The 12,449-nt window shown below is 69.6% G+C and carries 11 protein-coding genes and 1 riboswitch; of the genes, 5 read left to right on the forward strand and 6 right to left on the reverse strand.

Translation table 11 applies throughout. The features are described from left to right. Positions 1–3: 3 nt before the first annotated feature. Both BLV31_RS07310 and BLV31_RS07315 read left to right on the forward strand, forming a co-directional pair. Entirely contained in the window at positions 4–1,482 is a 1,479-nt protein-coding gene (locus BLV31_RS07310; protein ID WP_006552980.1) for a cobyric acid synthase, read from the forward strand. Then, positions 1,479–2,309 (forward strand): cobalt-precorrin-6A reductase, encoded by an 831-nt coding sequence (locus tag BLV31_RS07315; RefSeq protein ID WP_019291055.1) that lies wholly within the window; start codon positions 1,479–1,481, stop codon positions 2,307–2,309. Before BLV31_RS07310 ends, BLV31_RS07315 begins: the two co-directional genes overlap by 4 nt. Here the strand turns inward: BLV31_RS07315 and abmR are convergent. Next, a complete protein-coding gene (gene abmR / locus BLV31_RS07320; RefSeq protein WP_024101881.1) occupies positions 2,212–2,760 on the reverse strand; it encodes an ATP-binding transcription factor AbmR in 549 nt (182 codons plus the stop codon). The genes BLV31_RS07315 and abmR overlap by 98 nt on opposite strands. Positions 2,761–2,881: 121 nt before the next feature. Continuing rightward, positions 2,882–3,403, reverse strand: coding sequence for an Rv2732c family membrane protein (locus BLV31_RS07325; RefSeq protein WP_019291057.1), 522 nt, complete (start codon positions 3,401–3,403; stop codon positions 2,882–2,884). 102 nt (positions 3,404–3,505) lie between these two features. On the opposite strand from BLV31_RS07325, the gene BLV31_RS07330 reads away from it, so the two are divergent. Beyond that, the gene (locus BLV31_RS07330) at positions 3,506–4,207 is read left to right on the forward strand and encodes a haloacid dehalogenase type II (RefSeq protein WP_064061289.1); all 702 of its coding nucleotides are present in this window, start codon (positions 3,506–3,508) and stop codon (positions 4,205–4,207) included. Positions 4,208–4,392: 185 nt separating this feature from the next. Here BLV31_RS07330 and BLV31_RS07335 read toward each other — a convergent pair whose 3' ends face one another. From BLV31_RS07335 to BLV31_RS07350, 4 genes are read right to left on the reverse strand one after another with little or no spacing between them, the layout of a single operon-like run. Continuing rightward, entirely contained in the window at positions 4,393–5,310 is a 918-nt protein-coding gene (locus BLV31_RS07335) for a cobalamin biosynthesis protein (protein WP_064061262.1), read from the reverse strand. Beyond that, positions 5,307–7,682, reverse strand: a complete 2,376-nt coding sequence (cobBC, locus tag BLV31_RS07340; protein ID WP_064061288.1) for a bifunctional hydrogenobyrinic acid a,c-diamide synthase/histidinol phosphate aminotransferase CobBC — start codon at positions 7,680–7,682, stop codon at positions 5,307–5,309. Before cobBC ends, BLV31_RS07335 begins: the two co-directional genes overlap by 4 nt. Further along, positions 7,679–8,293 carry a cob(I)yrinic acid a,c-diamide adenosyltransferase gene (cobO, locus tag BLV31_RS07345; protein ID WP_024101878.1) on the reverse strand — a complete coding sequence of 205 codons (615 nt, stop codon included), beginning with the start codon at positions 8,291–8,293 and terminating at the stop codon, positions 7,679–7,681. The genes cobBC and cobO overlap by 4 nt, the downstream gene beginning before the upstream one ends. Further along, the gene (locus BLV31_RS07350) at positions 8,293–10,173 is read right to left on the reverse strand and encodes a VWA domain-containing protein (protein ID WP_174556263.1); all 1,881 of its coding nucleotides are present in this window, start codon (positions 10,171–10,173) and stop codon (positions 8,293–8,295) included. The genes cobO and BLV31_RS07350 overlap by 1 nt, the downstream gene beginning before the upstream one ends. A gap of 35 nt (positions 10,174–10,208) precedes the next feature. Then, positions 10,209–10,404: riboswitch (cobalamin riboswitch) on the reverse strand. Positions 10,405–10,445: 41 nt separating this feature from the next. On the opposite strand from BLV31_RS07350, the gene BLV31_RS07355 reads away from it, so the two are divergent. Both BLV31_RS07355 and BLV31_RS07360 read left to right on the forward strand, forming a co-directional pair. Beyond that, positions 10,446–11,666, forward strand: a complete 1,221-nt coding sequence (locus BLV31_RS07355; RefSeq protein WP_064061287.1) for a bifunctional cobalt-precorrin-7 (C(5))-methyltransferase/cobalt-precorrin-6B (C(15))-methyltransferase — start codon at positions 10,446–10,448, stop codon at positions 11,664–11,666. Next, on the forward strand, positions 11,663–12,424 hold the full coding sequence (locus BLV31_RS07360; protein WP_006552970.1) for a cobalt-precorrin-4/precorrin-4 C(11)-methyltransferase: 762 nt from the start codon (positions 11,663–11,665) through the stop codon (positions 12,422–12,424). Before BLV31_RS07355 ends, BLV31_RS07360 begins: the two co-directional genes overlap by 4 nt. Positions 12,425–12,449: the final 25 nt, after the last annotated feature.

Here is a 12,449-nt window from a genome sequence, read left to right on the forward strand (position 1 = left end):
GGCATGGGTTCGGGTCTGCTCGTCGCCGGAACGACCTCGGATGCAGGAAAATCCGTGGTCGTCACCGGGATCTGCCGATCCTTGGCGCGGCGCGGCCTGAAGGTCGCGCCGTTCAAGGCGCAGAACATGTCGAACAACTCGATGGTGACGAGCGAGGGCGCGGAGATCGGGCGCGCCCAGTGGATCCAGGCAGTGGCTGCCCGTGCGATCCCCGAGGCCGCGATGAACCCGGTGCTGCTCAAGCCCGGCGACGACCGGCGCAGCCACGTCGTGGTTCTCGGGCGGCCGGCCGGAGCGCTGGAGGCGGGTGAGTTCGCCGGTGGACGAAAGCATCTCGCCGACGCGGCATTCGGTGCCTTCGACGACCTCCGGCGTAGATTCGACGTGGTGGTGTGCGAAGGTGCCGGGAGCGCGGCCGAGATCAATCTGCGCGACCACGACTATGTGAACATGGGTCTGGCGCAACATGGTTCGATGCCGACCGTCGTGGTCGGCGACATCGACCGCGGTGGTGTGTTCGCCTCGATGTACGGGACGCTGGCCCTGCTCGACGCCGCGGATCAGCAGTTGATCCGCGGCTTCGTGATCAACAAGTTCCGCGGCGACGTCTCGCTCCTGAAGCCCGGACTCGACTCGCTCGAACGGCTCACCGGCCGCCCGGTGCTCGGCGTGCTGCCATGGCAACGCGACCTGTGGCTCGACTCGGAGGATTCACTCGCCCTCACCTCCCGTCCCGCACACGATGGTGACGGCGCACTGAGCATCGCCGTCGTGATGCTGCCGCGGGTCAGCAACTTCACCGATGTCGACGCGTTGTGCCTCGAACCGGACGTGCGGGTCCGCTTCGTCGACGACCCGCGAGCGCTCGCCGGCGCCGACGTCGTGATCGTGCCCGGAACACGCGCGACCCTCGCGGATCTCGCGTGGCTGCGCTCGCGAGGACTCGACACCGCGATCGTCGACCACGTCCGCCGAGGTGGACCGGTCCTCGGTATCTGCGGCGGCTTCCAGATGCTCGGCACGCGCATCGACGACCCGCACGGCGTCGAGGGTGTTCCCGGCGCAAGCGCCGCGGGTCTCGGGTTGCTCCCGGCCCGAACCGAGTTCGGACACGAGAAGGTCCTCCGATTGCCGAGGGGGTCAGCGTTGGATGCGGCTGCCTCCGGATACGAGATCCATCACGGACGCGTCACCGTCGACGGTGGCACCGAATTCCTCGGTGGCACCCGGGAGGGTTCGGTGTTCGGCACCATGTGGCACGGCGCCCTCGAAGGGGACGCGTTGCGCTGGGCGTGGTTACGCGAGGTCGCTGCGGTGGTGGGCCGCGAGATCCGCACCGGGGAAGTGAGTTTCCCGGCCGCACGCGAGGTCCGCATCGAGGCGCTCGCGGACCTCGTCGACGAACATCTCGACATGGACGCTCTGCTCACCATGCTCTCCGACGAGCGAACCCTGCCCGTGCTGAGGGGAACCCTGCGGTGACGGTCCTCATCCTCGGTGGGACGGGGGAAGCCCGTTCCCTCGCCGCGGCATTGGACGACGCGGACATCGCGTTCGAATCCTCCCTGGCAGGCCGGGTCCGCAATCCACGCCTGCCCGTCGGTCCGGTGCGCATCGGAGGGTTCGGCGGAGCGGACGGTCTCGTCCGGTACCTGACCGAGCGCGGTATCCGAGCCGTCGTCGACGCCACCCATCCGTTCGCCGCGGGCATCAGCGCGAACGCCGCCGCGGCATGCGCCGCCGCGAACGTGCCACTGGTGCGCCTGCAACGACCGGGCTGGCACGACGCGCACGGCCGGTGGACGTGGGTCGACGACCACGACGGCGCCGCGCACGTCGCCGCGACCGGCCGGAGGATCTTCCTCAGCACCGGACGGCAGACACTCGACCGCTTCGTCGGACCGCTCGCCACGCACGACGTGCTCGTCCGCGTCGTCGATCCACTGACGACCGAACTGCCACCGAGCTGGTCGGTGCTGCTCGGACGCGGCCCCTACACGGCGAGTGACGAACGGAAGCTGCTGCTCGACAACGGGATCGATACCCTCGTCACGAAGGATTCGGGTGGTTCGCTCACCCGCGGCAAACTCGACGCCGCCGATGAACTGGGCGTGCGCGTGATCGTCATACGCCGCCCGCCCACACCCCGCGGTGTCGCCGCGGTGGAGACCGTGACGGTAGCGCGGGAATGGGTCCTCCGGGTGGCGGAGGTCAGACCTGCGGACCTTCGGAACGCAGATCGTCGACCTTCTTCATCGCTTCGCGCAGTTCCCGGAGCCACTGCTCCGAGTGCTGCCCCACGAGCCTGACGGTCCACTTCAGTGCGTCCGAACGGGACCGCGCGACACCGGCGTCGACGAGGGTGTCGAGCACCTTCCGTTCGGGTTGGCGCAGTCGCGTCATGACCGGGACGGCGAGGTGGGTGAACAGGTCGGTCCGGTCGCCGACCGTCACGCCCCAGGCCACCTTGCGGCCGTAGCGGGCCTCGGCCTCGTCGGCGATGCGCATCCGGTCGGCGCGCGTGGTCTCGCGGAATCGAGCGATGCGTCCGTCGATCTCGGTGTCGCTCGTGCCGTCGGGTACCCCGAGGGGGCCGACGACGAAGATCTCTTCTCTGTCGATCTCGATGTCGGGCGGTCCGGTGAACCAGTCGTCGGGGAGCCTGCCGGCGAACCACTCGGCGGCATCGCTCGCGTCGGGGACGTCTGCCTGTTGCCAGCCGCCCGGTCGTCCGAATCCGTGGATGTGTGAATGTCGCATGATGTCCTCCTCGGGACGCGACCCGGTGCGTGTCGCACCGATCAACCTGTGCGCGTTGCACTGATTACAGTGTTGCACCGCAAGCGTGTCGTGCGCCACTGTCGAGCGGCGAACGGTGCGGTCAGCGACCGTTCCGGGGAGTCAGAACTCCGGAGGTGACCGGAGGGGCGCTGCGCAGGGGAGCGGTGGAGAGCACGACGGGTAACCACACCGCAGTGGATGCCATCACCGCGCCCCAGCACAGATACAGGCCGACGTGCGGTGCGTGAGAGGTGTGGGCGACCATCCCGGCCTGTGACCAGACGGCGAACAGTCCCACCATCGACGCCGCCCCCGAACCGAGCATCGCGAGCGTTGCGGCACCCCACCGGCGGCGGAGCAATGCGACGAGCGGTACGAGGATGCCGAACACCACCACGAAGACGTCGAAGACACGAAGGGGAAGGGTTGCGGCCTCGGAGTCCCAGCGCAGAAGGGTCGTCAGGGACGTCACCGAAGTGGCCTGGGGAAGCAGCAGACCCATGACCAGCAGCGCGACGCACCCGGCCAGGATCCGGACCCGCGAGCGGCCGACGACCACCTCACCGGCGACGCGGTGTTCGATGCGATCGAGATCGTGACGGAATTCCGCCAGGTCGTCCATGGTGCACCCCCGGAGCGCGGCGACGCTTCGGTCCCAGTATGCGACGCGGGTCACATCGGCGTGCGGGTTCGGGAAAGCAGTTTCGGGCAGGCGCGATCGGGCATGCTCCAAGGCGTGAGCCGATACGACGCGTACATCTTCGACGTGCAGGGCACGCTGATGGACTTCTACACCCCGGTCACCCGGGCGGTGGCCCATGCGCTCGGACCCGACGCCGATCCGGCGACCGTGGGCGACCTGGTGCGGGCCTGGAGGGGCGACTACTACGAACGCATCCTCCGTCTCGACCAGTCGGTGGAGAAGTGGTATCGCGTGCAGGACTCCTACGTCGACGGACTCGGCGACGTGTGCGAGCAGTTCGGGATCGACCTTCCCAAGGACGTGCGCGTCGAGACGGCGCGGGCCTGGCAACGCCTCGAGGCATGGCCGGACGTGCGGCCCGGGCTGAACGAACTCCGTTCGCAGGCAGTGGTGGCGACACTGTCCAATACGGACATGGCCACGATGATCGCGCTCTTCCGCGACCAGCAGCTCGAGGCCGATGCCATCCTCACGGCCGAACTGTTCGGCGCCTTCAAACCCGAACGTTTCCTGTACGAGCGCACCTGCCGGTATCTGGGCGTCGATCCCTTCCGGGCCGCGATGGTCGCGTCGCATCCCTACGATCTGCGGGCCGCCCGCGAAGTCGGACTGAACACCGTCTTCGTGTACCGGCCGCTCGAGAACGGCCGCGTCGAGGACTCGGTCGACGACACCGAGGGGGAGTTCGACCATCGCATCGAGGACCTGCGGGACATTCCGTGACAGGTTGTCGGCCGTGGACGCCGACGTGTTGTCGGAGTTGGCGCGACCGACTCGGCGTGGCGCAGTGCGCCATGTTCGTCGCGTACAGCAACCGGAGTTACGTTTCGGGCAGAACGAACACGGATTCACCCCGGAATTTCACCCTCGGCCGGAATTCCCGTCGCGGCTGGGAAATATCGGGGAGGCTATCGATGGACGAGGGCGACCGCGATGGCGGTCGTCACGGCTCCGAGTCCGACCTTGGAGGCGAGTCGCGCGGTACGGCCGATATCTTCCGGGGCCGGCGCGGGTCCGTCGCCGAGCGTGCCGCGATCCTCGACCACACCGTGATAGACGTTCGAGCCGCCGAGCCGGATCCCGAGAGCACCGGCGAACGCCGCTTCGACCGGACCGGCATTCGGACTCGGATGCTGACGGGCGTCCCGGCGCCACGCCCGGACCGCGCCCCGGCCGTCGTCACCGAGTGCGACAGCCAGCAGGGCGGTGAGGCGAGCGGGGACGAGATTGAGCAGGTCGTCGAACCGGGCCGAGGCCCAGCCGAACCGTTCGAGCCGCGGCGTGCGGTGACCGACGCGCGCGTCCAGGGTGTTCGCGGCGCGGTACCCGAGCAGGCCGGCCGGACCGAGGACCGCACCCCACCACAGCGGGGCGACGACGGCGTCGGAGGTGTTCTCGGCGACCGACTCGATCGTGGCGCGCGCGATCCCGTTCTCGTCGAGCCGAGACGGGTCGCGGCCCACCAGGTGGGTCACCTGTTGCCGCGCCGCGGCGAGATCGCCGTCGCGGAGTTGGGCGTCGATCGTCCGGGCCTCGAATCCGAGGGAGCGGCCGCCGAGCACGGTCCAGGTGGTCAGCGCCGTGACCGCCACCGCCGGCACCGGACGACCGCGGGTCGCGTGGTCGGCGACGTATCCCAGCGCTCCGGCAGAGCCGACCAGCAGCGAGGTGAACACCACCCCGGCAACGCGGTGGTCGGCATACAGGCGGCCCTCGGCGGCGCGCGCCAACTTCCCGAAGCCGCTCACGGGATGCCACCGCTGCGGGTCGCCGACGAGTTGGTCGGCGGCGTAGCCGAGCGCCAGTCCGAGTGCCCTGTGCTTCACAGGATCGTTCTCCACGCCTCGACGAGCGTTGCCGTGGTCGCCGCGTCGCGCACCGCGATCCGTACCCAGTCGTCACCGAGGCCGGGGAAGGTGTCGCCGCGACGCAGCGCGAAGCCCTTCTCCCGCAATCTCTCCCGCGTTCCCTCTGGCGTTTCCGCCAGCACGAACGGGGCTGTCGCGGGGGAGACCACGTGGATTCCGAGTCCGGTGAGGGCGTCGACGAGAACCTTCCTGTCGCCGGCGATCTCCTGTGCGATCACCTCGGTCTCGCGTACTGCGTCACCGGATGCGCACGCGATCATCGCGGCCCCTGCGGGAGTGGACACCGACCAGGGTGGTTGCTGCGCGGCGAAATCCGCGAGCACTGCGGCGTCGCCGACCACGTATCCGGCGCGCAGACCCGGGATCGCCCACGTCTTGGTGAGCGACCGCAGCACCACGAGTCCCGGAACGAGCTGTCCCGTCAACGATTCGGTTTCGCCGGGAACGGCGTCCATGAACGCCTCGTCGACCACGACCACCCGTCCCGGTCGGGTCAGTGCCAGGAGCGTGTCGGCCGGGTGCAGGACCGAGGTGGGATTCGTCGGATTGCCGACGATGACCAGGTCGGCATCCTCCGGGACCGCACCCGGATCGAGGACGAACCCGTCATCGCAGCGCAACACGACCCGCGTGACACGATGTCCGGCGGCCAACAGTGCGGCCTCCGGTTCGGTGAACTGCGGGTGCACCACCACCGGCTTCCGCCACGCCCGTGCCCGAGCGATCAATGTGAACGCCTCGGCACCTCCGGCGGTCGGGAGGACCTCGTCGACGCTGCGGCCGTGACGATCGGCGAGGGCGGAGCGTGCATCGCTCGGGTCGGGATACCGGGCGAGATCGTCCAGCGATGCACGCAGGGCGTCGTCGAGCCATGCCGGTCGCGGGCGGCGCGAGACGTTGACGGCGAGGTCGACCAGCCCCTCGGTCGCGTCGCGGTCGCCGTGATGGTGCAGGTCGGGTTCGGGTGTTCGACGACGCGCAGGTGCCGAGGTGGGTTCGGGGGCGGGATCCGCCGACCGTGCGGCGTCTGCGAAACGTCGCGCGAGATCGGGATGTCCGGCCCAGTGCGTGTGCAGGTACGACGCGTGCACGTTCGCGGTGGCGATGCCGTCCGGCCGGCCGTCGAGCAGCCACGCGGGAGACGAGCCGGAATCGATCACGGTGCGGTGGAACTCGTGACCGGTGACGCGGGTGCCGGCGGAGGCGAGCAGGGTGTCCTGCGGCGCGATCGCGGTGCGGTAGCCGAGGGTCAGGCGCGGGGTCATCCGTGCCGCAGTGTCGAGGGCTCCCACCATCTCGTGCCCGTCGACCTCGCGCCCCAGATAGAGCAGACCGGCGCACTCGGCGACGGTCGGAACTCCGGCCGCGATCGCGGCACGCAGGTGCGTGCGCAAGGGGAGGTTCGCGGCGAGGTCGGCGGCATGTACCTCGGGGAACCCGCCGCCGAGGTAGATGCCTGCGGCGCCGGCGGGCAGTCGTTCGTCGCGCAGGGGATCGAAGGTCACCGGTCGGCATCCGTGTGCGCGCAGCAGTTCCTCGGTCTCGGTGTAGCGGAAGGTGAAGGCGCGGCCTCCGGCGACGGCGATCACCGGTCCGTCCTCGGTGGGCGTGCCGGGTGACCACGGCGTCGCCGACAAAGCGGGTGCTGCCGAGGCGATACCGAGGATCTCGGTGAGGTCGATGCGCTCGGCGATCCGCGCGGCGAGACGATCCACCTGCGCGGTCGCCTCGTCGCGCTCCTCGGCGGGCACCAGGCCGAGATGGCGCGAGGGGACGGTGACGCCGTCGTCGCGACCGAGCACACCGAGCACCGGGATACCGGTCGGTTCGAGTGCGCGGATCACCTCGTCCGAATGTCGCTGCGATCCGGCCTTGTTCAGGATCACGCCGGCGATCCGCGTGCCGCGGTCGTAGGACGCCATGCCGTGCACGATCGCCGCGATCGACCGGGAGGCGTGCGAGACGTCGACGACGAGGACCACCGGTGCGGACAGCAGGGCCGCGGTGTGGGCGGTAGACGCGTACCCGTCGGTGCCGATCATCCCGTCGTACAACCCCATGACCCCTTCGATCACGGCGATGTCCGCACCGGCGGCGCCGTGCAGGAAGAGAGGAGCGACGAGGTCCTCGCCGACGAGGTGCGGGTCGAGGTTGCGGCCCGGTCGGCCGGTGGCGAGCGAGTGGTAGCCGGGATCGATGTAGTCGGGACCGATCTTGTGCCCCGACACGATGTGGCCGGCGCGACGCAGTGCCGCCATGAGGCCCGTGGCGACGGTGGTCTTCCCATGCCCGGATGCCGGTGCGGCGACGACGACGCGTGGAACTCTCACCACTCGATTCCTCGCTGGCCCTTCTGTCCCGCATCCATCGGATGTTTGACCTTCGTCATCTCCGTCACCAGGTCGGCGACCTCGACGAGTTTCGGGTGCGCACGCCGCCCCGTGATCATGACGTGCTGGTGTCCCGGCCGTGAGGTCAGCGTATCGACGACCTCGTCGATGTCGACCCAGCCCCAGGCGATCGGATAGGTGAACTCGTCCAGTACGTACAGGCCGTGCTGCTCCGCGGTGAGACGTCGCTGGATCTCACGCCACCCGGCGAGCGCATCGGCGGCATGGTCCTCCTCGGTGCCTTCCTTGCGCGACCACGACCAGCCGGAACCCATCTTGTGCCACTCGATCGGCCCCCCGGTGCCGCGCTCGGCGTGCAGATCGGCGAGGGTTTCGAAGGCGGTCTGCTCGCCGAGTCGCCACTTGGCGGACTTGACGAACTGGAAGACGGCGACCGACCAGCCCTGGTTCCAGCCACGCAGTGCGAGGCCGAATGCGGCTGTGGACTTTCCTTTTCCGTCGCCGGTGTTGATCATCAACAGCGGCCGGTTGCGGCGCTGCCGGGTGGTGAGACCGTCGGCGGGGACGACGGTGGGTTGTCCCTTCGGCATCAGGCGGCCCTCTCCCGGACGATTCCGGTCAAAGCGTCGGCATCGACCTCACCGACGGGCACATACTCGGCGCCGAGGCGTTCGGCGAGACGGGCCGCGAGACCCATCCGGAATCGGCCCGTCTCGGAATCGACCACCACGGAGGAGATTCCCTGTGCAGCGATGACGTCCGCGGCGTCGAGCGAGCGCTGCACAGCGTCCGGTCCGGCGGTGGCGCGACCGTCGGTGACCACGACGAGCAGGGCGCGTCGACGCGGATCCCGCAGGGAATGACGCCGAAGGGTGGTGGCCGCTTCGATCAACCCCTCCGCCAGCGGGGTCCGCCCACCGGCGGGAAGTTCTCGCAGCCGTGCGGCAGCCACGTCCACCGAATTCGTCGGCGGGAGTGCGACGGTCGCGCCGGTGCCGCGGAAGGTCACGAGTCCGACGGTGTCGCGACGGCGGTAGGCGTCGAGCAGCAGCGACAGGACAGCGGTCTTGACCTGCACCATCCGGTTGCGTGCTGCCATCGACCCGGATGCGTCGACGCAGAGCAGGACGAGATTGGTTTCGTGGCCTTCGATGATCTTGCGGCGCACCTGCAGACCCCGATCGGTGAAGGCGGACGCGCGGATCGTGGCGGGCAGATGAACCGGGCCGGTGTCGCCGCGGCGACTACCCACGGTACGGCCGATCGTGGTGACCGCCCGCGACCGGCGACCGGCCGCCCCGCGCCCGACCCGATCGACGGAGAACACCCTGGCGCGAAAAGGATCCGTCGCCGACGCCAGGCTGGTGGACGACCGATCACCCGAACCGGAGGACGTCTCCGCCGCCGAGTCGTCGGGTGCGCTCTCGCCACCACCGGGATCGTCGTCGGGGCCAGGATCCGGATCGTCTCCACCGAGAAGTTCGTCGAGCAGATCGTCGCTGCTGGTGGGGGCGTCGAAGGGGTTGCGGCGCCGACGGTGTGGCAGGGCGAGTCGGGCCGCTGCCGCGATGTCCTCGCGTGTCACCTCGAGCCGGTCGTGCCAGGCCGCGTGTGCGATCGCCGTGCGGGCGGTGACCAGGTCGGCGCGCATGCCGTCCACGTCGAACGCCGCGCACACCTCGGCGATCGAGACCAATGCGTCGTCGCTCAGTGCGACCTGCGGGACGAGTTCGCGGGCGGAGGCGACTCGCCGCGACCACTCTGCGTCCCGATCCGCCCATCGCGCGGTGAACCCGGCCGGGTCGGCGTCGAAGGCCATCCGCCGCCGCACGATCTCGGCGCGCATGTGCGGGTCGCGGGGCGCGGTCACGTCCACGGCGAGTCCGAAGCGGTCGAGCAACTGCGGGCGAAGCTCACCCTCCTCGGGATTCATCGTTCCGACCAGTACGAATCGGGAGGCGTGCTCGACGGAGACCCCGTCGCGTTCGACGGTCGAGCGGCCCATCGCCGCGGCGTCGAGCAGCAGGTCGACCAGGTGGTCGTGCAGGAGGTTGACCTCGTCGACGTACAGCACGCCGCGGTGGGCCAGTGCCAGAAGACCGGGTTCGTATTCGGCCGTGCGGTCGGCCAGTGCCTTGCCGAGATGCAACGCTCCGGTGACGCGATCCTCCGCCGCGCCGACGGGTAGTTCCACCAGCCGGACCGGCCGGACATGCGAGGCCGCACCGGGCGGATGGGGGCCGTCCGGGCAGGACGGATCGGGGGCGTCCGGATCGCACGAGAACCGGCACCCGTCCACGACGGTGACCGGGGGCAACAGTGCGGCGTGGGCACGCACCGTCGTCGATTTCGCGGTGCCCTTCTCGCCACGTACCAGCACACCGCCGATCGTCGGCGACACCGCACACAGGGTCAGGGCCAGCGCGAGGTCGTCGGAACCGACCACCGCACCGAACGGATACACGTGCACTTCGACCTCCACAGGCTCCCGCTGGGATGTTTTTCGCGGCAAGCTGTTCGAAGGCCGGTATTCGGACTTCCCGGTCGGACGCCGTGCGATCGCCTTCCCGGACCGGACGGTCCAGTGGCTGCGCGGATGCGCGTGATCGACGACTCCCGGGTCACCGCAGCGGGCCTGTGCCGGATTCTCACCGGCTTCCCGATTATCCCCGTGAGGGGCACCTTCGATTGCCTTGCCACGGCCGAGTCTAGGCCATGGCGCGTGGGCTATGGTTCACCGCCATGGGACCGATACGACAGACGACAGGCATCACCGTTGTCGGAATCGGGGCGGACGGATGGTCCGGTGTGCCGTCCACCGTCCGGGAGCGGATTCTCGCGGCCGAGGTCCTGCTCGGCGGCCGGCGCCACCTCGACCTGGTTCCCGCCGGCACAGCGGTGCGCGAGGAGTGGCCGTCGCCGCTCCTGTCCGGGCTCGACGACCTCCTCGACCGGCACGCCGGCAAGGACGTCGTCGCGCTCGCATCCGGTGATCCGCTGGTCTCCGGGATCGGCACCACGCTGATCCGACGCCTCGGAGGCGACGCCGTGGAGGTGATCCCGGCGATCTCGTCGGTGGCACTTGCCCGTGCACGCATGGGCTGGTCCGCGGAGGAGTGCGAGACGATCACCGTCGTGGGTCGCGAGATCGATGCTCTGCGCAGAGTTCTGACGCGCGGACGCAAACTCGTCGTCCTCGTCGACGGTGCACGTGTCGCGGATGTTGCGACGCTCCTGGAGACCGCCGGTTTCGGGAACTCACGGGTCGCGGTGTTGTCGCATCTCGGTGCTGCGGACGAGTCCCGGATCGATGCGAAGGCGGCCCATCTGACCGATACGGGCGTCCGGTCTCTGAGTCTGATGTGCGTCGAGGTCGACGGCCCCGCCGGGTTGTCGGTGCTGCCCGGTCTCGACGACTCCCTGTTCGAGCACGACGGGCAGCTCAGCAAGCGGACCGTACGCCTCGCGGCGGTGTGCGCACTCGCACCGCGACCGGGCGAGTTGCTGTGGGACGTCGGTGCGGGAGCCGGGTCCGTCGGAATCGAATGGGCGCGAACCGATCCGCGCTGTCGTACTCTCGCGATCGAGAAGGACGAACGGCGCGCCGGCGCGATCGAACGCAATGCCGCCGCGTTGGGTGTGCCGTCGATCGTGCGCATCGTCCGAGGTGCTGCACCTGCCGCGCTCGTCGGACTCCCGGTGCCCGACGCGATCTTCGTCGGCGGAGGAGGAAGTCGCGAGGGTGTGCTCGACACGTGTTGGGACGCATTGCCTCCCGGCGGTCGGCTCGTCGCGCACGCGGTGACGCTGGAGACCGAGGCCGTCCTGGTGCAGTGGTGGAAGACGCACGGCGGTGAACTCACCCGTCTGTCCGTCGAACACGCAGATCCCATAGGAACATTCACCGGCTGGCGTGCGCAGCGACCGGTCGTGCAATGGAGCGCAGTGAAAGGCGAACGATGACCGTCCATTTCGTAGGATCCGGACCCGGAGCGGCCGACCTGCTCACACTGCGAGCGGTGAATCTGCTGCGCGAGGTCCCGGTCGTGCTGTACGCCGGTACCTATCTCGATGCCGACACCCTCTCGCACTGCCGTGACGACGCCGAACTGGTCGACACGCAACACCTGGACCTCGACGAGATCACCGCGCATCTCGTCGACGCGCACCGGCGCGGGCTCGACGCCGTGCGGCTGTGCTCCGGCGACCCGTCACTGTACTCGGCGCTCACCGAGCAGACGCGACGGCTCGACGCCGCGGGCGTGCCGTGGGACGTCACACCCGGTGTGCCCGCCTACGCCGCGGCCGCGGCGGCACTCGGTACCGAGCTGACGGTCCCCGAACTCGTGCAGACGGTCGTGCTGACCCGCACGCAGGCCCGATCGACGGCGATGCCCGACAGCGAGGCTCTGGCGCGGGTCGCAGGAATCCGGGCGAGTCTCGTCCTGCACCTGGCGATCACCCGCATCCGCGTCCTTGCCGAAGAACTCACTGCCGAATACGGCGCCGATTGCCCCGTCGCGGTGGTCGCGTTCGCGTCGCGACCGAACCAGGTCGTGCTGCGCGGCACCCTCGCCGACATCGCCGACGGTGTCGAGGCGGCGGGACTGAAGCACACTGCGGTGATCGTCGTCGGACACGCTCTCGGCGTGCGTGAACGGCCGGATGTGGCCTGTTCACACCTCTACGACCCTTCCCGCGAGCGCGCCGGTCTCGGATAGCTCCATCCTCGCGCGCCGAACCGGG

Source organism: Rhodococcus pyridinivorans (assembly GCF_900105195.1).
GTDB classification, from domain to species: domain Bacteria; phylum Actinomycetota; class Actinomycetes; order Mycobacteriales; family Mycobacteriaceae; genus Rhodococcus; species Rhodococcus pyridinivorans.